Genomic DNA, 19,899 nt, shown 5'->3' with positions numbered 1-19,899 from the left:
TGTGAACCGTTACCTTTTTCTGTTTTGTTCTTCACTCTTAATCCAGCTGGATCAATGCCATAAAGACCAGATCTTCATCTCCGGTATTGGCAATGCCATGACCACAGCCATCCGGCGTGAAGGTCTTATCGCCGACGGTAACCGGACGTTTCGTTCCATTATCATCGTACTCGCCCTGTCCCTTGATGATATAATACGTCTCGCTCTCGCCGTGGTGCTCATGATAGCCCAGGGAACATCCCGGTGCGATCGTTACCTCGGCAAACATCTTACATTTTGCATTTAACTCATTGTCATCCAGAATGTATTTTACAACTACCTGTCCTTTACCGCCGTTCGCATTTTCCTTAACAACTGTCTTCATGCTGTTTCCTCCTCATCCTGTGCCATTCTTTCAGATTCGTTCGACACTGTTTTTCTATGGAGTATTATAAGCGATTTTTTTCTCAACTTCAAGCTCTCTACTTAAGGGCAATCCGCATTTGTTGCAGTTCAGAAAATTCCTACTTGCTAAGTTCAATCCGCATTTCTAACTCGCTGTACGGAATTGTTACCTCCGGGAATCCTTCCGCATACGATGCAATCTCATACGGCGCATAATAGAAAACCACGCCCGTCTCGCTCAGATAAAACGGCGATTCGTAGCTGATGCCGTCTGCCACCGTATGTTCCAGATCCTCCGGTGATTCAAAGGCAAAATTTGTCTTTTCCGCCAGCTCCCGGAATGCCGCACCAACCTTCGCCTGCAGCTCCTCTACCGGATTCTCGACCACATCGCTCAAAGACAGGCGTGCCCCCGTTTCCCGGTCAAAGACAAAATACTGGCGGAACGGCGTTCCGTGTGCGCCGCCCGTATATTCGTATCCATCCGCACGGACGCAGACATAATGATCATCCAGATACGTAATCGCGTCATCTCCGTCGATCGTAAGCGCCATCGAATAGATCGGCTGCGCTGCATCCGCCTCCTGCGGAAGTACCTCTTCCTCCGATCCGTCCGTTTCCGCTGTATCTATGCTCATCTCCGTATCAAGATTCATGGAATCCGTCCGCGCCGCCGACAGAACCGACGCCTGCAGCTCCTGCATCGTCTGGTTCATCGCCTCGACCGCATCGCCCTCTCCGTCAAATACCAGCCGTTCTGCGTACACACTTCCCAGCTCCCGGCTTCCATCTGCACTCTTTAACGTCTCCGACTGCGCCTCGACATGCCCCAGCTCCCGGATCGGAGACTGGAACAGAACCGGCTCTAACAGCGTCGCTTCCCCGCCTGCCGCATCATCCAGCGTTTTTTCGCCCAGATAAACGCCGTAATCCTTAAACTGCTGGCAGTATGCCTGATTTCCCGTCACATAAAAATTACCATACATAGAAAAATCATTCGTCATGCCCGGCTCTTCCTCGACCGTAAAAAGCGCATTCTGCGCCTCGGCGGCATTTGCCGCTGCATCTGCCTTAGCATCCGCCGCAATCCGCTTAAACGAAAATTTTCCCGTGCTGATCTGGGACGCCTGATTTTCCATCAGGTACAAATATCCGTCCTGATACTGCACCAGGCTGATATTTTCCGCCGTCTCATATAAAAGCGTCCGTTTCTCCGGGTCAGAGACCTCATAGCGGTAACACTGCGTATTTCCATTGCCATCCCGAAGCAGGGCAAAGAATGCGTCCTTCGCAAACAGCACCGACGATGTATTCGTAATATCCGAAATCTCCCTCGGATGGCTGCCGTCCACATCCGCAATCACCAGGCAGGTTTCATTCTGCACCGGCATATACCCAAACTGTTCCGTATAATATGGAAGAATCCCATTAAACAGCTCGCTGCAGCCTGCCGGAATCTCCCCGTAGATCGTGTCTGACGGTGACAACTCTCCCGCTGTTTTGCCATTCTCATCGAGCATATAAATGACATTCATGTTGTAACCCTTGACATACAGGCGGTTCTTTGACGCATAGAGCACCGACGGCTGATCCGTCAGATCCGCTAAATGCTCTTCCACACCGCTCTCCAAATCCAGCCGGTACAGCCCATAAAGCTCCGTGCCCTGTGTGCTGCCACTCTCCGCCTGTATCCGATCAAAATACAGCCCGCCTCCGTAGACCCAGAAGGTGCTGTTTTCATCTCCCGTGTCAAACTGGCAGAGCGTCTTCATCTCGCCTGTCTCCTTCGAAAGGGAACGGATCTCCGTGCGGTATTTGAGGTACAGCATGCCATTCTCCTCCAGCACCCGATCCGCCGCTCCGAGCGCCGTGCTGACCGCGCCCTCCGTTTCCTCTGCCGCCTGTGTCTGCGCTGTTGTCTCAGCCGCCGGTGATTTTTTGCACGCTGACAGGGCTGCCGAAGCAGCAATCAAAAACATCGAAGCCGCCAGCACTGCCCTATACCCTGTCTTTTTCTGAACCTTTTTTCTCTGGTTCTGCTCTGTTCTTCCCTGATTCTGTTTCATTTCTTCCCGTTTCCACTCTTTCTGAGCCATCCGTCCAAACTCCCCACACTTTTTCTATTTTTCATCGGACCTGCGTCCGCTTTTTCTTCTGAATACAGGCGGAAATGGTGAATCCATCCCCGCCTGTCATACAGTGTACCCTGTTTTTTTTGCAATGTCAAAAGGTGTTCCAATATATTAAGTTATATTAATGAAACTGTAAGATTACAGTGCGCGGGTCTTTGACACCTGCATACCAGCTTTATGAGGCAATCGGCATTCCTACTGCAAATTATCCGGTCCGAATCCCATCGGTAGAAGCTCCGCCAGTGTATAGACCTTATATTCCTTCACCGAACGTGCCAGAATGATCTGAAATCTATCATCCTGGCAGAATTCCTTCATCACCTGACGACACACGCCACAGGGCGCACACCAGTCAAATTCCGAAGCTCCTTCCGGGCCTCCCACAACTGCAATCGCTGTGAAGCTGCGTTCACCCTCACTGACTGCCTTAAAAAAGGCAGTGCGTTCCGCGCAGTTTGTCGGTGTATAGGCCGCATTTTCAATATTGCAGCCACGGTAAATCCCGCCTTTTTCAGTCAGCAGAGCCGCCCCCACCTGAAAATGAGAATAGGGTGTATAGGCCATTTTCCGTGCTGCGAATGCTTCCTCGATGAGTGTTTCTATCCTCTCATTATTCATTCTTCGCATCCTCCTGAATCAAGATACGGATGGCTTCCACCGCTGTCCGGATCGCTGCCTCTGTATCATGGGCCTGTTCATTGGACAGGCCTTTTTTCGCCCGCTCCTGATTAGCCAGAACCAGGAAGCAGGCACCTACACGCACCCGAAGGAAGCTGCCTGCGATAAACAATGCTGCTGACTCCATCTCCGATGCCAGGCATCCCATCCGAAGCCATGCCTGCCACTTATTTTCAAGCTCGTAGCTGACCGGCATCACCTCCGGCTCATGCTGTCCAAAGAAGGAATCCTTCGACTGTACAACGCCCGCATGACAGCGAAGCTTCAGCTTCTTCGCTGCACGGATCATGGCATTCATAACATCCACATGGGGAACAGCCGGGTACTCAATGGGAGCGTACTCTCTGCTGGTTCCTTCCATGCGGATAGCTCCGCTTGCAACTACGATATCTCCGCCCAGTACATCCTCCTGCATACCGCCACAGGTGCCCACACGCAGAAAAGTATGGGCTCCGCACTTGGATAACTCCTCGATAGCAATAGCCGCTGACGGACCACCGATGCCGGTTGACGTCACACTGACTTTTACCCCATCGATGGTTCCCGTATATGTGGTATATTCACGATTATCCGCAACTAACACAGGATTCTCAAAATGTTCTGCTATCTTCTTGCATCGCTTGGGGTCCCCCGGCATGATGACATATCCGCCGATATCCTCCGGGCCGATTCCTGTGTGGTACTGTTTTCCCGTTCCTTCTGTATAATCAACCATATAATCGCCGCCTTTCTGTTTTTAACTTCAAGTCCAATGTCATTTATTTTATCTGATCCAGAATAGAAGTTCCGATGGTTCCCTCCGGCATCTTGACACCGAAATTGTCCGCAATAGTCGCACCGATGACAGCAAAGGTGTCACTGGTATCAAGCTTCCCGCTTTCCGTATCCGATGGTGAATACGCAATAAACGGGACCTGCTCTCTCGTATGATCCGTTCCCTTGTAGGTTGGATCATTTCCATGATCCGCCGTCAGAATCAGCAGATCGTCCTCACGGAGCAGCGGCAGAAGCTCGCCCAGCTTTTTATCAAATTTCTCGATCTCTTCCCCATATCCTACCGGATTTCTGCGATGCCCCCACAACGCGTCAAAATCCACCAGATTGGTAAAGCAAAGTCCCTTGAAATCCCGCTTTGCGATATCGATGGTCTGCTGCATGCCATGTACACTGCTGTCGGAATGATTGCTTTCTGTTATCCCTTCTCCCACAAAGATATCGTTAATCTTTCCAACGGAAATCACATCATATCCGGCATCCTTCAGTGCATTCAGCGCCGTCGGTCCTGTGGGTTTCAAAGCATAATCATGGCGGTTGCTTGTCCGCTTAAATTCACCGCGTTTTTTACCCACATAGGGTCTTGCGATAACACGGCCAACTCTCCACTCATCCCGCATAGTCAGTTCTCTGGCAATCTCGCAGTAATGATACAAGGTCTCAAGTCCCATGGTTTCCTCATTGCCACAGATCTGAAGCACAGAATCCGCTGATGTATAGACAATCAGCTTTCCTTCATTCACTTCCTGTTCACCCAGCTCCTCCAGAATCTCTGTTCCGCTGGCTGCCTTATTGCCGATTATCTTTCTGCCGCAGCGCTTTTCCAGTTCGTCAATCAGTTCCTTGGGAAATCCATGTTCTGTAAATGTGATAAATGGCTTATCCGTCCGGATGCCCATCATCTCCCAATGACCGGTCATGGTATCCTTACCATTGCTTGCCTCATTCATCGCCATAAAATATCCTTCCGGATGTTCTGCCGGCTTTACCTGCTTAAGGGCCTTGAGATTGGCAAGTCCCAATCTCTGCAGATTCGGAATATCCAGATGTTCCACTGTTTCTGAGATGTGCCCCAGCGTATCCGCACCGGCATCGTCAAATCTGGCTGAATCCGCCATGGGCCCGATTCCAAGGGAATCAAGTACAATTACAAACACTCGCTTAAAACGCATACCACTCACCCTTTCTACTAATTTTTGCTATATTTGATAGTTTACTTTTTTACACTCTCACACAGTCACGGGTAATTTCAGCAAGGGAAGATACGCCGCACATAGCCATGGTATCTGCAAGCTCACTTCCGATCTTCTGAATATAAGCTTCGACCCCTTCTCGGCCTCCGCCATAGACAGCTGTGACGAAAGGTCTGGCTATGATAACCGCATCTGCCCCCAGTGCCAATGCCTTAAATACATCGGTACCGGAACGGATTCCGCCATCCACGAAGATTTTCATGGAACCGTCCACTGCCTTTGCTATTTCTTCCAGAACCTCTGCCGTTGCCGAACACTGGTCCAGGACTCTTCCTCCATGGTTAGATACCACGATAGCTGCTGCACCGGCCTCTTTAGCCTTCAAAGCTCCTTTTACCGTCATAATTCCTTTTACAATAAAAGGTACTCCTGCTGCCTTCACGATCTCACGAAGTTCCTCCACTGATTTACTTCCGGCCGGCGGATTGAAATTTTTCAAAAATGGAAGACCTGCCGCATCAATATCCATGGCAGCCGCGAAAGCACCTGCATCCTTGACAAGCGCCATCTTTTCACGAATCATCGCCACATTCCATGGCTTCACTGTAGGAATTCCCAGTCCCCCTGCCTTTTTGATGGCTTCCGTGGCTGCCACCATCACATTGCTGTCCATTCCGTCTCCTGTAAAAGCAGCAATTCCAAACTCTGCGCAGGAAGAAACTAATATATCATTGTAAGAAACATCATTCAGTGAATCGCCGTAATGCATATTCACGGCTCCCACCGGACCTGCAAAAAACGGATACTGAAAATTCTTTCCAAACAACGAAAGAGAGGTATCGATGGAACGTTTCTCCACCAGTGTATCCATCTGGACACGGATTTCCTTCCATTTGTCATAATTCCGAATCGCCGTATCTCCGATTCCTTTGGCTCCCGGACCCGGCATCTGATTCTTGCAGGCTCTTCCGTTGCATTCCGGACAGGCCTTACAGTAATTGCCCATTTTTCCTCTTGCCAGTTCTAAACATTCTGCATAATTCATTAATCTGGTTACCTCCCTGTCACTTTTTTCTCAAATCCATGCACCCAATTTCCCCTTAAAAACAAAAACAGGAAAATCACGGAGCTGATGCTCCAGGTCAATGGGTATGCCCAGAATATAACCCGGATATCCGGAATCAGACGCACTGCCAGTGTAATGTAGCTGACACGGAACAGACACCATACACAGAGCAGAACGATCATGGGCACGGCAGCATTGCCGGAACCCCGAAGTACAGCCGCGATACAGTGAGTAAATGCCAATAAACAATAAAACAACGCAATGGTTCTGGCCTGCATCACCCCATATTGTATCACATCCGGATCACGGTTGAATGCTGCAATCAGCACCGGTGCCGCCGTATATATGGTGATACCGATCAGTTCTGCGATGGAGATGGAGCAGAGGATACCGAACTTCGCACCTTTCTTTGCTCTGTCATACTGCTTTGCCCCAAGATTCTGTCCCACAAAGGTAGTTATCGCCATAGTAAAGCAGGTCACCGGCAGGAAGGCAAAACCTTCTACCTTAGAATAAGCTCCGCAGCCTGCCATGGCCATTTTACCGAATGCATTGATGTTGGACTGTACAAACACGTTGGCTATGGCAATGACTGAGTTCTGGAAACCGGAAGGTACACCATTCTGAATAATCTGCCTCAGCATATGTCTGTCAAAACGAATCCTCCTAAGCTCCAGCCGGTAATCTTCCTTCACCCGCATCAGATGCACCATACAGAGAATCGCACTGACAAACTGGGATATAGCCGTTGCCAGGGCTGCCGATCCCACTCCCATGCCAAGTCCTGCAATAAAGAAGATATCCAGCACCACATTCACACAGGAGGAAATAATCAGATAGATCAGCGGATGGCGGCCGTCCCCCACCGACTGCAGGATTCCAACGAAAATATTGTACATGACTACACCCAGAGAACCTGCAAAATAGGTTTGAAAATATACAATCGATTCCGGAAGTACATCTGCCGGTGTTCCCATCAGTACCAGAATCTTCGGTGCCAGATACATTCCCGCAGCCGTCAGTGTGATTCCGGCCACCAGACCGAAGGCTGTGGTTGTATGAATCGCTCTCTGGAGATAATCCTTGTTTTTCGCCCCATAATACCTGGCAATTACCACACCGGCTCCCATGGCAATACCGTTAATAAAACCTACCATCAGGAAAATCAGGTTTCCCGACGAACTGACTGCTGCCAGCGCATTGCTGCCAAGATAATTACCTACAATCAGGGAATCCGCTGTATTATACAGCTGCTGAAACAGATTCCCCAGAAACAATGGTATGGCAAATAAAATAATCTTCTTAGAGATACTTCCCTCTGTCATCCTCGTTTTGCTTTCAGCCCCCATAAAACCCCCAAAATGAATCCTATTTATGCACACAGTCGATGACTATTCATCGCCCCTCTGCACGCATATGTTCTCGATCTCATTATAGCCGACTGCCAGCAAATTCTCAATACTTCTTGCGCTGAGTGTGCAGCCCATTGGCTGTGATTAACAGTGCTAATCGGAACACATCGTTTTTATGTTTCTTTATATTTTTGCTGTCAACCTGATCTCCATTCAACTTGCGTTCTTTTAAATCCAGCCACGCTTTCGCCTTAAATAGTATCAGGCAAGTCGGACTTAATACCGGAATGCCATCAACCATCTTTTGTCCGGTTTTTAGCAATTCATAATACGCTTCATTTAAAAGGATTGCCGACAAACTAGATATTTCATCATCTATCAGAAGCGGGGTGAGAACTGCATCATCTTCCAATATAATGAAATCCGGATTTCTGGAAAATATCTCTATCATATTAAGCAAAATTTCCACTCGATGAGTGGAATTTCTACAATACCTAAACTACTTCTTGAATTTATATTTTCCTTTTCCATGACCGGATACTGATTCAATAATGTCTGCCTTTACCAAATTGGAAAGAAGTTTTGAAGCACCTGAACCTTTCAGCTCAAGAAGCTCCATAACTGCACTTCTTCCAAACACCTCATCAAAGCCAAACTTTTCAAAAAGTCTATGGATATGAATCGTCGTTTTTGCCGAGAAATCACTACTTTTTTCGAAAAGTAAACTTTCAATATCCACTTTTTCACTCTCAACATCCACTTTTTTGTCCCCAATGTCCACTTTTTCTTCGTTCAAAAGTTCACTTATATGAAGATTTCGATTATGAAGCTCATTTTTCTCGTTCAAAAGCAAATTTCTGAGAAATGCTTCCAAATACTCTGTTGTTTCGTGAATGCCTTTTTGCAGGTTCGTATAGTTTGCACGCACAAGTGCATTTCTGAAATACCAGGCATTTTCTGCAAAAATATCATTGGTTACAGAGAACCCAAGCGTCCTTAAATATTTGATGAAGAACACTGCTATTGTTCTCGTATTGCCTTCCCCGAAGATATGGATTTGCCATAACCTTGAAACAAATACCGCAAGATGATGGATAATCTCGTCCATTGAAAGCCCTTTATAGCTAAAATCCTTCTCCTGCGAAAAATCATATTCAAGTGTGGCTCTCAGTTCTGAAGCACTGCCATACATAACAGTTGCCCCATCAAGCACCCATTCTTTCTTTGTAATGTTGTAATCTCTAATCTTTCCGGCGTGTTTATAAATACCCTGAAAGAGTTTACGGTGGATAGATACATACTCGTTTGGCGAAAATGAAAACGCTGTTTCAGAAAGAATTTCTGCGATACGGGACGAAACCTTATCTGCTTCTTCGGTACGCTCGTCATCGGACAAATGCACTGGTCTTGTTTCATAAAAAATTGCGTCCTATGAAACAAAAACTCAAATTTACTATTTTTATCCCCAAAACTTTCTATTTTAACTTTATCATATATGCATCTATTCCAAAACCACTTCGACCTAATTGGTATCTGGGGATCAAAAAAATGCCGCCTTACGCGACATTTTTCTGAATCCGAATCTTATATTTAATTTATAATCACACCTCCAGCTTCCGCTTCTTTGCCAGCTTCTTCATCTCCTCCGCATTCTGCCGCACGGTCTCGGTGATCTCCGCGCCGCCCAGAAGTCTCGCAAGCTCGTCCACCATCGCCTCGCGGTCTAAGGCGCGGATGGAGGTTGCCGTCCGTCCATCGGACGCGGATTTGCGGATCTCGAAGTGCTGGTCCGCCATCGCCGCGATCTGCGGCAGGTGCGTGATGCAGATGACTTGACGGCATTTGGAGAGGATCCGCAGCTTCTCCGATACCATCTGTGCAGTCCGCCCGCTGATACCGGTGTCAATCTCATCAAAAATCAACGTTGGAACCTGATCGGTCTCCGCCAGCACCGTCTTGATTGCCAGCATGATACGCGACAGCTCACCGCCGGATGCCACCATACCGAGCGGCCGAACCGGTTCGCCCGGATTCGTGGAAATCAGGAATTCCGGCTCGTCGATACCGCCCGCCGTGAAATGATCCAGCCGCCTAAACTCCATCTCAAACTGCACATCAAGGAAATTCAGTTCCCGAAGCCCGTCTGCGATCTTCTCCACCAGCTCCCCGGCAAACTGCTTACGCGCTGCTGACAATGCCTCGGAATGTTCTTTCAATACTGCTTCCGCCTGTTCCAGTTCTTTTTCCGCCTGTTCCCGAAGTTCATCGTAATTCTCCAGTTCCTGCAGTCGCGCTTTCTTTTCTTCCAACGCCTGAAGTACCTCCGGGATCGTCTTCCCATACTTGGTTTCCAGGCTCCGGATCAGGTCAAGCCGCTCCTGTGTCTCCTGAAATGCCGCTTCGTCAAAGGTCATATCGTCCATATATCCGGCGATCTCCCTGGAAAGATCCGAAAGAAGGGAATCTACATCGCACAGCTCGTCACGGATCCCCTTCAATCCCTCGTCAAATGCCATCGCACCATCGATCTCACGGAACGCCCGCGACACCGCATCGCCGGACACCGCGTCATATGCCTGTGAAAGACTCTCAGCGATCCGTCTGGCATTGGAAAACCGCTTAAAATCGGCTGCCACCTTTTCCTCTTCGCCATCCTTTAACGCGGCATTTTCAATCTCCTCGATCTCAAACCGGCAGAAATCCATCTCCCGCAGTCTCGTCTCCTGATCGGATGCAAATGCGGCACATTTCTGTTTTAACTGCATATACAGGCGATAGGCAGCTTCCGTATTCTGTTTGAATGGGAGAAGTTTCTCCCCGCCATACGCATCGAGGATTTCCAGATGTTTTGACGCATTCACCAGCGACTGGTGTTCATGCTGTCCGTGCAGATCGATCAGAAGACCCGTGATCTCCCGCAGCCTTGCAGCCGTTACCGTCTCGTCGTTGATGCGGCTGATGCTCCGGGTCGGTGTGATTTTCTTAGAAATGATTAAAATTCCCTCTTCATCAGGGTAAACATCGTGTTCCTTCAGCTGCTCGCGCTTTCTCTCATCATCGATGGAGAAAACCAGTTCAATGTAGGCGCTGTCACAGCCCCGGCGGATCATCTCTTTCGGTGCTTTTCCGCCCAGCGCGATCTGGACCGAACCGATGATGATCGATTTTCCGGCTCCCGTCTCACCGGTCAGAATGTTGAGTCCGTCCCCGAACTCCACCTCCGCCGAATCGATCAGAGCCAGATTTTTCACTCGTAAATGATAAAGCATCCGCTTTCCGTTCCTCCTTATCAGCGGTTCCCGCAAAAAATGCGTGAACCCACCTTCCCTCATCCCGCAATCAGCTTGCGGATCTTGTCCATCAGCACGATCGTATCGTCCACCGTACGGACTGCACACATGACCGTATCATCCCCGGCGATGCAGCCGACAATCTCTGAAAAATGGATTGCATCAAGCGCTGCCGCGACTGCCATCGCCATGCCTGACACCGTCTTGATGACAAGGATGTTCTGCGCCATATCCATGGAAACGAAGCTATCGTGCAGAATACGGGTATATTTATCATTGAACGCCGTCTGAGGATGGAAAACCGCATATTTCTGTCCGCCGTTTTCTGTCTGGATCTTAGACAGCTTTAACTCCCGGATATCCCTGGAAACCGTTGCCTGCGTGACATTGTATCCCTCTTTATTCAGATATTCCGCCAGCTCTTCCTGCGTTTCAATCTCATATTTTCCAATCAATTCCACAATCTTGCTGTGACGTTCCATTTTCATGGCTCTGACTCCTTTTATATCTGTTTCATTTTGTTCCGTATATTTTCCAAAAATGGCACCTGTTTGAGCTGAATCAATGTCGTCTCGATCTCTGATTTTGCTATCTCAATTGTATCACCCGGCTCAATATCAACCACCGTATCGCCGTCAAAGCTCAGCGAAACCTTCGTCCGCCCGGTCGTCTGAATCCGCAGGCTCAAATGGTTATCCGGCGGCAGAACGATGCTGCGCGAATTGAGTGAATGCGGGCAGAGCGGTGTCAATACCATCAGATCCGCCTCCGGCGCCACGATCGGACCGCCCGCTGACAGGTTGTATGCCGTCGAACCGGTCGGGGTCGCAACCACCATGCCGTCCGCCGAATACTCATTAAACAGCTGTCCATTGACAGCCAGCTCAAACCGGAACGCATCGATTCCCATACGGTTCAGGACGATATCATTCAGCGCGATATCCTCTATGACGACCTTCCCGCCGGAAATCACGCACCCCTTGAGCATCATCCGGCTTTCCAGACGGTAGTGATCTTCCATCAGATCCCGCATGGCAGGCAGAATGTCCTCCTCATGCCCGATCTGCGTCAGATACCCCAGATGCCCCATATTGATGCCAAACAGTGGAATCTTCCGTCCCGCCAGATCACGCGCCGCCTGAATCAGCGTTCCATCACCGCCCAGACAGATCACACAATCTGTATCCTCCGGCACCGTCCGGCGATCGGTATAGCGGTATGCCGCAGCCACTTCTGCGTCCCTGCGAAGTCCATCATGGCGATCCAGACGGATGCAGCGGCAGCCCTGTTCCGCAAAAAAGCTGCAAATCAAACCAGCTGCCTCCTCTACGCGCGGCTTTTCGCGGTTTACAATCAGATAGAAATTTCTCATGTTTTGTCTAACTCCCTGTGAGCTTCCTCAACAACCTGTTCCGGTGAAACCGGACACTCTTTTTCCGCTTTTGCAAGTGCTTCCTCACCAGTCACAGTTTCCTCCGATGCCTGCTCCGGTTTATGCAGGTACAGGAGGTACTCGATATTTCCCTCCGGTCCCTTGATCGGGGAAAATTCCAGATTCCGGATTTCAAAACCGATCTCTGCCGCATATGCCATCACCATCTGAATGACCTCCAGATGCGTGCTCTTCTCGCGGACAACGCCCTTCTTTCCGACTTTCTCACGTCCCGCCTCGAACTGCGGCTTGATCAGTGCAACCACCTCGCCGCCCGGGCTTAAAATCTCCTTGACCGGACCTAAAACCTTCGTCAGGGAAATAAAGGAAACGTCGATCGAAGAGAAATCTACCGGCTCGCCGATATCCTCCGGTGTCACATAACGGATGTTTGTCTTCTCCATGCAGACCACACGCGGATCATTGCGAAGTTTCCACGCCAGCTGTCCATGTCCTACATCGACCGAAAACACCTTGACCGCGCCATTCTGCAGCATACAGTCGGTAAATCCGCCTGTGGACGCGCCGACGTCCATACAGACCTTTTGATCCAGCGTCACTCCGAAATGCGTCATCGCCTTCTCCAGTTTCAGACCTCCGCGGCTCACATATTTTAAGGTAGATCCACGTACCTCGATCTTCGCATTTTCATCGAAGGTCGTACCCGCCTTGTCCTCTTTCTGATCTTCTACATATACAATCCCGGACATGATGATCGCTTTCGCCTTCTCACGGGATTCTGCCAGACCTCTCTTGACGAGAAGTACATCTAACCGTTCTTTCATTCTATGTTCTTCCTTCCGCTGCTGCCACTCTTTTGTTTCCCATCATGCTTCCGCGTCAGTCTCCAGCACACCTTCACGTTTCAGCTGCGCCAGAATCGAATCACTGTCAATTCCCAGCTCATTCCGGAGCACCGACACATTTCCGTGTTCGACGTAGGCATCCGGCAGCGCTATATTAACTACCTTGATCTGCGGATAATGCTTCTGTACATAATCCGTCACCCGCTCGCCGTAACCGCCGCGCAGGACATTTTCCTCCAGTGTCACGATCGTATGGTGCGTTCCTGCCAGATGGTCGATCACGTCGGTATCCATCGGTTTCACAAACCGCCCGTTGACCAGCGTACACGGCTGCCCGGCACTCTTTAATTTCTCCCGGATATGCTCTGCCGTGCTGACCATACTTCCGACTGCCAGAAGCGCCGTCCCGCTCTCCTCATACAACATCTCGCTGACGCCATACTCAACCGGTGCCAGAAATTCCTTCAAGCCCCGGTACGCCTCGCCCCTCGGATAACGGATCGCAATCGGTCCATCGTAGGAGATGGCAAACTGCAGCATCTTTTCCAGTTCCCAGCGGTTCTTCGGCGCCATCACGCTCATATTCGGCACAGAGGAGAGAAATGTCAAATCAAAAATACCCTGATGCGTCTCCCCATCGCTTCCGACCAGTCCCGCGCGATCCACGCAGAACACAACCGGAAGATTCTGGATACAGACATCGTGAATGACCTGATCATATGCCCTCTGTAAAAAGGACGAATACACCGCCACCACCGGTTTCAGACCGGCTGCCGCCATACCCGCCGCCGAGGTAACCGCGTGTTCCTCCGCGATTCCCACATCGAAAAAGCGGTCCGGATATTCTTTCGAGAACCGTTTGAGCCCCGTTCCATCCGGCATCGCCGCTGTCACCGCCACGATCTTCGGATTTTCCGCTGCCAGACGGCAGATTTCTCTGGAAAATACATCTGTATAGCCCGGATGTTCCTTTTTCCGGAGCGGTTTTCCCGTTTCAATATCAAATGGTTCAACTCCGTGAAATGCCGACGGATTCTTCTCCGCCGGACGGTATCCCTTGCCCTTTTTCGTAATCACATGGATCAGCACCGCGCGGTTGATCTTTTTCGCCTCGCTGAAAATACGGATCAACCCCTTAATATCATGTCCATCCACCGGTCCCAGATACGTGATTCCCATATTTTCAAACCACATGCCCGGAATCAGAAGCTGCTTGATGCTGTTCTTTGTCCGGAGCAGCGTGCCGACCAGATCCGAACCGATCATCGGGATCCGCGATAACGTGCCCGCCACATTCTTCTTCAACAGATTGTAGCCCTCATCTGCACGAAGATTATTCAGATACCGCGACATACCGCCGACATTTTCCGAAATGGACATATTATTATCATTTAAAACAATAATAAAATTCGTCTTGAGCCGTCCCGCATTGTTGAGCGCCTCATATGCCATGCCGCCGGTCAGCGCGCCGTCCCCGATGACGGAAACGATCGAATAATCCTCGCCCAGCAGATCGCGCCCCTGTGCCATACCAAGCCCCGCCGAAATCGAAGTCGAGCTGTGTCCCGTGTCGAACGCATCAAACGGGCTTTCCTTCCGCTTCGGGAAACCGCTCAAGCCCCCATACTGGCGCAGTCCATCAAAATTATCCTTCCGCCCGCTTAAAATCTTGTGCGTATAGGACTGGTGCCCTACATCCCAGATAATCTTATCCTTCGGAAGATTCAGCGCGCAGAACATTGCAATCGTCAGTTCCACCACGCCTAAATTGGACGCCAAATGACCGCCTGTCCGGCTTGTCGTCTCGATCAGAAACTCGCGGATTTCCGCCGCCAGCTCCTTGCGTTCTTCCTCGCTCAACCGTTTTACATCCTCCGGTCCTTTTATCGTATCTAATACCATTCTTTCATCCCCCAAACCGTTTTCCACATCCGCTGTCGTCCCCGGTCTTCGATTGGATTTTTTATTTTTCACGGCTGACCAGCATCTCGATCAGCTCTTCGAGGAATTCATTCTTTCCAGGCAGGGAATAGAGGATATCAACCGCCGTCTCCGAAAGCTGTTTGACATCATGCTTCGATTTCTCGATTCCCTCCAATGTCACATAAGTGGTTTTATTGTTTTTCTCATCGCTCAGAACCGGTTTTCCAAGCACCTCCTGGCTGCTGGTAACGTCGAGAATATCATCCTGGATCTGGAACGCCAGACCGATCGCCGCCGCCATACGCTCTACTGTCCCGCACTCAGCTTCGCTCGCGCCCGCCATCACGGCTCCGATCACCATCGACGCCTCCAAAAGTGCTCCCGTCTTTAAACGGTAGATAAAATCCAGCTTATCCTTCGGAATCGGCTGATTCGTCAGTTCCACATCCACCGTCTGACCGCCGATCATGCCGTAAATACCCGTTTTTTCGGATAAAATCTGGATACAACGTCCCACCTTTGCCGCATCCGGCGTCATCGCAAATGCCTTTGCCGCCGTCTCGATCGCGTAGATCAGAAGGGCATCTCCCGCCAGAACTGCCATATCATACCCATATGCAACCCAGGTCGTCTTTTTGCCACGGCGGTACTCGTCATTGTCCATACATGGAAGATCGTCATGAATCAGGGAAGATGTATGAATCATCTCGATCGCCGCCATCAGCGGCTCAATCTCTTTTCCCTGACCGCCAAACAGACGGTATACCTCACGCATTAGAATCGGACGAAGGCGTTTGCCGCCTGCCTTCACACTGTAATTCATCGCTTCAAAGATCGTTTTCTGATGCCCTTCCTCTGCCGGAAGATAAGAATATACAATCTCTTCCGCTTCTTTGACTGCCTGTGCCAGCCGTTCCTTTGCATTTTCCATCTCTGTCACGCCTCCGTCTCCTCGCCGTTTACGACCATAATCTGTTTTTCAACCTTATCTATCTTTTCACTGCAGGCGCGGACCAGACGCATTCCCGCCTCATACGACGCAAACGATTCTTCCAGCGTGCTGCGGCTGTCCTCCAGCGTCCGCATAATGCCATCCAGACGGTCAAACATTTCCTCGATCGAAAGTTCTTCCTTATTTTCTTCCATCGATCCTGCCTCCTGTTTTATCTAATATACTCTCGGAATCTTTCCTGAAAGAAAACGTGTTCTCAAATCTCTCTGTTATGATTCACACGCAACACAATGAACCACTTTTTTACCCAGGCAGGTTTTCCTGATAAACCTCCCGGATCTCTGCCTCCACGCGTCCATCTGGCAGACGGACGGTCAGAGTATCCCCAGCTTGCAATCCTGTCACTGTCTCCACACGTTTTCCATCTGCATCCGTCACGAACCCATATCCGCCGCTTATCTTTTTTAACGGGGAGAGACCATCCATCCGGCTGCACACCAGTTCCAGACGATGGCGCAGATCGGACACCTTTTTCTCCATCTGGCGCGCCATCTTAACTCTCGCATCTTCCAGATACTGCCGTCTCTCATTTAACTGGCTCTGCGGACTGTGAAGCTGCAGGCGCAGACGAAACTGCTCCAGACGATAGGCATACTGCTCCGCCTTCTGCTCCATCCGCTTCGTCATCTGCTGTGCCGCCGCTATGCACTGCTGCTCAAACAGGTGGTAATCAAAAACCGCCAGTTCTGCCGCCGCCGAAGGAGTCGGGGCACGCAGATCCGCCACATAGTCCGCGATCGTAACGTCTGTCTCATGCCCGACCGCCGAGATTACCGGCGTCCGGCACGCAAAAATCGCCCGCGCCACACTCTCCTCATTGAACGCCCACAGATCCTCAATCGAACCTCCTCCGCGCCCGACGATCAGCACATCCAGATGCAGCGCATCCAGGGTCTGGATCGCCCGCACGATACTCGGCGCTGCCCCTGCTCCCTGCACCAGTGCCGGGCAGAGGACAAGCTGCACGTAAGGGTTCCGCCGTCCCGAGATATTGATAATATCCCGGATTGCTGCGCCGGTGCTAGCCGTCACGATACCGACCGTTTTTGCATACTTTGGGATCGGCGTTTTATATTCCGGGGAAAACATCCCCATTTCTTCTAATTCATTTCTCAGTTTTTCAAAGCGCCGGAATAAATCGCCCGTGCCGTCCAGCGTGATCTCGCTGGCATAGAGCTGGTATCTTCCATCCCGCTCATACACTTCGATACTGCCCTTGACGACCACCTGCTGTCCTTCTTCCAGACGGAACGTAAGTCCCTTCCGCCTACTGGCAAACATAACTGCCTGCATCGCTCCCAGACCGTCTTTCAAGGTAAAATAAATATGACCGGACGTATGATATTTGCAGTTAGAAACCTCGCCCTTGACCGAAATCCGGTTCAGGGCAAAGTCCTGTGCGAACATATTCTTAATGTATGCATTAACCTGCGAAACCGAATATACGCCAGCCATCGCTTATACCAGCTTCGCTAAAATGCCGTTGATAAATGCCGGTGAATCATCGCCGCCGAACTTCTTCGCCAGCTCGACCGCCTCATTGATCGCTACCTTCTCCGGTACATCGTCATCGTGCTTGATCTCGTATAATGCCAGGCGCAGGATCGTCAGTTCCACCTTGCCCATACGGCGGGTAGTCCATCCCTGTGCAACCCCATCGATTGCCTTGTCAAGCTCCGGAAGCACATCCAGAATCTTCTCAACCTTGCTCTTTACGTATCCGCCGTCAAAGGTGTCTAACATCGGATTATGGATGATATCGCCGATTCCGCTCGGAACATCGTCCTCCTCTTTCGGCTCTGTAAAATATACATCCACCTGCTCCTGCATCTCATCCGTCGGGTAAAAATCCGCACAGAAAAGCAGCTTAAAGCAATGTTCTCTCAGTTCTCTTCTGGTCATACTAATCCTCCTGTTACCTGTTTCTATCCGTCTGATACGCCCGATTTGCTGCCTCGGTATCGCAAATATCCCTTTCGTAATCCGCTGCAATCGTTTTCTGAATATCCACAGTCTTTCCTGCATAATTGTTATATTTCTACTATTCTAATGTATCATTATACCGTATCCCCGGTTTTTTCACAAGAGTTTGAGAAAAAGAATCCGCCAAAGTTACTGTTCACGGGTAGGCACTTTTGGAACCGAAAGTGCCGTAAGAAAACGTGGTGGCAACAGGAATTTGCCGTATTTAAATGCGAAGCCACGGCAAATTCCGTCACTGGACACGTATGCGTGAACAGTAACCCGCCAAAAAAGCGGCATCCCTGCTGAAGCAGAAACGCCGCTTTTATATCGTTTACAATCTTATCGATTGCTTATGCTATCCAATTTTTATTCATCCACGCTGTAGTTCGGAGCCTCTTTTGTGATGTGGATATCATGCGGATGGCTCTCTTTTAAGGATGCTGCGGAAATCTTGATGAAACGTCCGGTCTCCTGAAGAGTCGGAATATCCGATGCGCCGCAGTAACCCATACCAGCACGCAGACCGCCGAGCATCTGGAATACGGTATCTTCTACCATTCCCTTGTATGCAACACGTCCTTCTACACCCTCCGGAACGAGTTTCTTCGCATCGCTCTGGAAGTAACGATCCTTGCTGCCGTTCTCCATCGCTGCGATGGAACCCATGCCGCGGTATACTTTGTATTTTCTTCCCTGGTACAGCTCAAAAGTTCCCGGGCTCTCATCGCATCCTGCAAACATGGAACCCATCATGCAGACGCTGCCGCCTGCTGCGATCGCCTTCGTCAGATCGCCAGAATACTTGATACCGCCGTCTGCGATGATCGGAATGCCGTACTCTTTGGCAACTGCGTAGCAGTCCATAACAGCGGTGATCTGCGGAACGCCGATACCTGCTACAACACGGGTCGTACAGATGGAACCCGGTCCGATACCAACCTTGACCGCGTCAACGCCTGCCTCGATGAGAGCTTTTGTTGCCTCTCCGGTCGCTACGTTACCTGCTATTACCTGCAGATCCGGATATGCTTCCTTGATCATTCTGACACAGTGAAGAACATTCTCAGAATGTCCATGTGCAGAGTCGAGAACAACTACGTCTACTTTTGCTTTCACCAAGGCTTCCACACGATCCAGCACGTTTGCAGTGATACCTACTGCCGCACCGCAGAGCAGACGTCCCTGTGCATCCTTTGCAGAGAACGGATACTTGATCTGTTTCTCAATATCCTTGATAGTAATAAGACCCTTGAGGTTAAAATCCTTGTCCACGATCGGAAGCTTCTCGACACGTGCCTTGGCAAGAATCTTCTTTGCCTCCGTCAGGGTGATGCCCTCCGGAGCGGTAACCAGATGCTCAGAAGTCATGCACTCTTTAATCTTCTTGGAGAAATCTTCCTCGAACTTGAGGTCACGGTTTGTGATAATACCAACCAGTTTTCTTCCCTCTGTGATCGGAACACCGGAAATCCGGAACTTGCCCATCAGCTCATCCGCATCCTTTAATGTATGCTCTGGGGATAAATAAAACGGGTCAGTGATTACACCATTCTCAGAACGTTTTACTTTATCGACCTCCTCAGCCTGCGCCTCGATCGACATGTTCTTGTGAATAATACCAATTCCACCCTGTCTTGCCATTGCAATCGCCATGCGGTGCTCTGTAACCGTATCCATGCCGGCACTCATCAGGGGGATGTTCAGCTGAATCTTCTTGGTCAGATGTGTCGTCAAGTTTACCTGATTCGGAATAACCTCAGAATAGGACGGCACAAGCAGGACATCATCAAATGTAATGCCATCGCCAATAATCTTACCCATTATATTACCCTCACTTTCGTAAATTTTAAACACTGGACATTGAAAACTGTCTGATGTTAATAATTGATTTT

Annotated in this window: 19 protein-coding genes; all 19 read right to left on the bottom strand. The window is 49.9% G+C overall.

Translation table 11 applies throughout. The features are described from left to right. Positions 1 to 37: 37 nt before the first annotated feature. Positions 38 to 364, bottom strand: a complete 327-nt coding sequence (locus DW931_RS06445; RefSeq protein WP_107000176.1) for a cupin domain-containing protein — start codon at positions 362 to 364, stop codon at positions 38 to 40. 139 nt (positions 365 to 503) lie between these two features. Then, a complete protein-coding gene (locus DW931_RS06440; protein ID WP_118626928.1) occupies positions 504 to 2,480 on the bottom strand; it encodes an RsiV family protein in 1,977 nt (658 codons plus the stop codon). A 231-nt stretch (positions 2,481 to 2,711) separates the two neighbouring features. Continuing rightward, positions 2,712 to 3,134 carry a cytidine deaminase gene (cdd, locus tag DW931_RS06435; RefSeq protein ID WP_022359924.1) on the bottom strand — a complete coding sequence of 141 codons (423 nt, stop codon included), beginning with the start codon at positions 3,132 to 3,134 and terminating at the stop codon, positions 2,712 to 2,714. Then, positions 3,127 to 3,909 (bottom strand): uridine phosphorylase, encoded by a 783-nt coding sequence (udp, locus tag DW931_RS06430; RefSeq protein ID WP_118481801.1) that lies wholly within the window; start codon positions 3,907 to 3,909, stop codon positions 3,127 to 3,129. Before udp ends, cdd begins: the two co-directional genes overlap by 8 nt. A gap of 43 nt (positions 3,910 to 3,952) precedes the next feature. Further along, positions 3,953 to 5,140 carry a phosphopentomutase gene (locus tag DW931_RS06425; protein WP_118626927.1) on the bottom strand — a complete coding sequence of 396 codons (1,188 nt, stop codon included), beginning with the start codon at positions 5,138 to 5,140 and terminating at the stop codon, positions 3,953 to 3,955. Positions 5,141 to 5,189: 49 nt separating this feature from the next. Beyond that, positions 5,190 to 6,206: an alpha-hydroxy-acid oxidizing protein gene (locus DW931_RS06420; protein ID WP_118481803.1), complete on the bottom strand. Its 1,017-nt coding sequence runs from the start codon at positions 6,204 to 6,206 to the stop codon at positions 5,190 to 5,192. A gap of 8 nt (positions 6,207 to 6,214) precedes the next feature. After that, positions 6,215 to 7,552: an MATE family efflux transporter gene (locus DW931_RS06415; protein ID WP_347559433.1), complete on the bottom strand. Its 1,338-nt coding sequence runs from the start codon at positions 7,550 to 7,552 to the stop codon at positions 6,215 to 6,217. 130 nt (positions 7,553 to 7,682) lie between these two features. Next, positions 7,683 to 7,991 carry a hypothetical protein gene (locus DW931_RS06410; RefSeq protein WP_243015191.1) on the bottom strand — a complete coding sequence of 103 codons (309 nt, stop codon included), beginning with the start codon at positions 7,989 to 7,991 and terminating at the stop codon, positions 7,683 to 7,685. Between the two features lie 87 nt (positions 7,992 to 8,078). Next, on the bottom strand, positions 8,079 to 8,975 hold the full coding sequence (locus DW931_RS06405; RefSeq protein ID WP_243015192.1) for a Fic family protein: 897 nt from the start codon (positions 8,973 to 8,975) through the stop codon (positions 8,079 to 8,081). Positions 8,976 to 9,180: 205 nt separating this feature from the next. After that, the gene (gene recN, locus DW931_RS06400) at positions 9,181 to 10,848 is read right to left on the bottom strand and encodes a DNA repair protein RecN (protein WP_118626925.1); all 1,668 of its coding nucleotides are present in this window, start codon (positions 10,846 to 10,848) and stop codon (positions 9,181 to 9,183) included. Positions 10,849 to 10,907: 59 nt separating this feature from the next. Further along, the gene (gene argR, locus DW931_RS06395; protein ID WP_022359930.1) at positions 10,908 to 11,357 is read right to left on the bottom strand and encodes an arginine repressor; all 450 of its coding nucleotides are present in this window, start codon (positions 11,355 to 11,357) and stop codon (positions 10,908 to 10,910) included. A 14-nt stretch (positions 11,358 to 11,371) separates the two neighbouring features. Then, the gene (locus DW931_RS06390; RefSeq protein WP_118481805.1) at positions 11,372 to 12,241 is read right to left on the bottom strand and encodes an NAD(+)/NADH kinase; all 870 of its coding nucleotides are present in this window, start codon (positions 12,239 to 12,241) and stop codon (positions 11,372 to 11,374) included. Beyond that, positions 12,238 to 13,086, bottom strand: a complete 849-nt coding sequence (locus DW931_RS06385) for a TlyA family RNA methyltransferase (protein WP_107000291.1) — start codon at positions 13,084 to 13,086, stop codon at positions 12,238 to 12,240. The genes DW931_RS06390 and DW931_RS06385 overlap by 4 nt, the downstream gene beginning before the upstream one ends. A gap of 42 nt (positions 13,087 to 13,128) precedes the next feature. Beyond that, complete coding sequence (gene dxs / locus DW931_RS06380; protein WP_118481806.1) at positions 13,129 to 15,009, bottom strand: 1-deoxy-D-xylulose-5-phosphate synthase; 1,881 nt, start codon at positions 15,007 to 15,009, stop codon at positions 13,129 to 13,131. A gap of 61 nt (positions 15,010 to 15,070) precedes the next feature. Continuing rightward, positions 15,071 to 15,961, bottom strand: coding sequence for a polyprenyl synthetase family protein (locus DW931_RS06375; RefSeq protein ID WP_117796477.1), 891 nt, complete (start codon positions 15,959 to 15,961; stop codon positions 15,071 to 15,073). A gap of 5 nt (positions 15,962 to 15,966) precedes the next feature. Next, positions 15,967 to 16,176 (bottom strand): exodeoxyribonuclease VII small subunit, encoded by a 210-nt coding sequence (gene xseB, locus DW931_RS06370; RefSeq protein ID WP_107000293.1) that lies wholly within the window; start codon positions 16,174 to 16,176, stop codon positions 15,967 to 15,969. 109 nt (positions 16,177 to 16,285) lie between these two features. Next, entirely contained in the window at positions 16,286 to 17,497 is a 1,212-nt protein-coding gene (xseA, locus tag DW931_RS06365) for an exodeoxyribonuclease VII large subunit (RefSeq protein WP_022359936.1), read from the bottom strand. 3 nt (positions 17,498 to 17,500) lie between these two features. Further along, positions 17,501 to 17,944: a transcription antitermination factor NusB gene (gene nusB / locus DW931_RS06360; protein ID WP_107000295.1), complete on the bottom strand. Its 444-nt coding sequence runs from the start codon at positions 17,942 to 17,944 to the stop codon at positions 17,501 to 17,503. Positions 17,945 to 18,373: 429 nt separating this feature from the next. Beyond that, positions 18,374 to 19,828 carry an IMP dehydrogenase gene (gene guaB, locus DW931_RS06355; RefSeq protein ID WP_022359938.1) on the bottom strand — a complete coding sequence of 485 codons (1,455 nt, stop codon included), beginning with the start codon at positions 19,826 to 19,828 and terminating at the stop codon, positions 18,374 to 18,376. Between the last annotated feature and the right edge of the window lie 71 nt (positions 19,829 to 19,899).

The sequence above is a fragment of the Clostridium sp. AM43-3BH genome (assembly GCF_003479985.1).
GTDB classification, from domain to species: Bacteria; Bacillota; Clostridia; order Lachnospirales; family Lachnospiraceae; genus Otoolea; species Otoolea fessa.
Note: the sequence above shows the minus strand (reverse complement) of the source record. Positions and strands in the feature narration are given on the sequence as shown.

Excerpts from the sequence above, each read along its gene's own strand:
- DW931_RS06445 (WP_107000176.1), bottom strand. The coding sequence starts at position 364 with ATGAAGACAGTTGTTAAGGAAAATGCGAACGGCGGTAAAGGACAGGTA.
- DW931_RS06440 (WP_118626928.1), bottom strand. The coding sequence starts at position 2,480 with ATGGCTCAGAAAGAGTGGAAACGGGAAGAAATGAAACAGAATCAGGGA.
- cdd (WP_022359924.1), bottom strand. The coding sequence starts at position 3,134 with ATGAATAATGAGAGGATAGAAACACTCATCGAGGAAGCATTCGCAGCA.
- udp (WP_118481801.1), bottom strand. The coding sequence starts at position 3,909 with ATGGTTGATTATACAGAAGGAACGGGAAAACAGTACCACACAGGAATC.
- DW931_RS06425 (WP_118626927.1), bottom strand. The coding sequence starts at position 5,140 with ATGCGTTTTAAGCGAGTGTTTGTAATTGTACTTGATTCCCTTGGAATC.
- DW931_RS06420 (WP_118481803.1), bottom strand. The coding sequence starts at position 6,206 with ATGAATTATGCAGAATGTTTAGAACTGGCAAGAGGAAAAATGGGCAAT.
- DW931_RS06415 (WP_347559433.1), bottom strand. The coding sequence starts at position 7,552 with ATGACAGAGGGAAGTATCTCTAAGAAGATTATTTTATTTGCCATACCA.
- recN (WP_118626925.1), bottom strand. The coding sequence starts at position 10,848 with ATGCTTTATCATTTACGAGTGAAAAATCTGGCTCTGATCGATTCGGCG.
- argR (WP_022359930.1), bottom strand. The coding sequence starts at position 11,357 with ATGAAAATGGAACGTCACAGCAAGATTGTGGAATTGATTGGAAAATAT.
- DW931_RS06390 (WP_118481805.1), bottom strand. The coding sequence starts at position 12,241 with ATGAGAAATTTCTATCTGATTGTAAACCGCGAAAAGCCGCGCGTAGAG.
- DW931_RS06385 (WP_107000291.1), bottom strand. The coding sequence starts at position 13,086 with ATGAAAGAACGGTTAGATGTACTTCTCGTCAAGAGAGGTCTGGCAGAA.
- dxs (WP_118481806.1), bottom strand. The coding sequence starts at position 15,009 with ATGGTATTAGATACGATAAAAGGACCGGAGGATGTAAAACGGTTGAGC.
- DW931_RS06375 (WP_117796477.1), bottom strand. The coding sequence starts at position 15,961 with ATGGAAAATGCAAAGGAACGGCTGGCACAGGCAGTCAAAGAAGCGGAA.
- xseB (WP_107000293.1), bottom strand. The coding sequence starts at position 16,176 with ATGGAAGAAAATAAGGAAGAACTTTCGATCGAGGAAATGTTTGACCGT.
- xseA (WP_022359936.1), bottom strand. The coding sequence starts at position 17,497 with ATGGCTGGCGTATATTCGGTTTCGCAGGTTAATGCATACATTAAGAAT.
- nusB (WP_107000295.1), bottom strand. The coding sequence starts at position 17,944 with ATGACCAGAAGAGAACTGAGAGAACATTGCTTTAAGCTGCTTTTCTGT.
- guaB (WP_022359938.1), bottom strand. The coding sequence starts at position 19,828 with ATGGGTAAGATTATTGGCGATGGCATTACATTTGATGATGTCCTGCTT.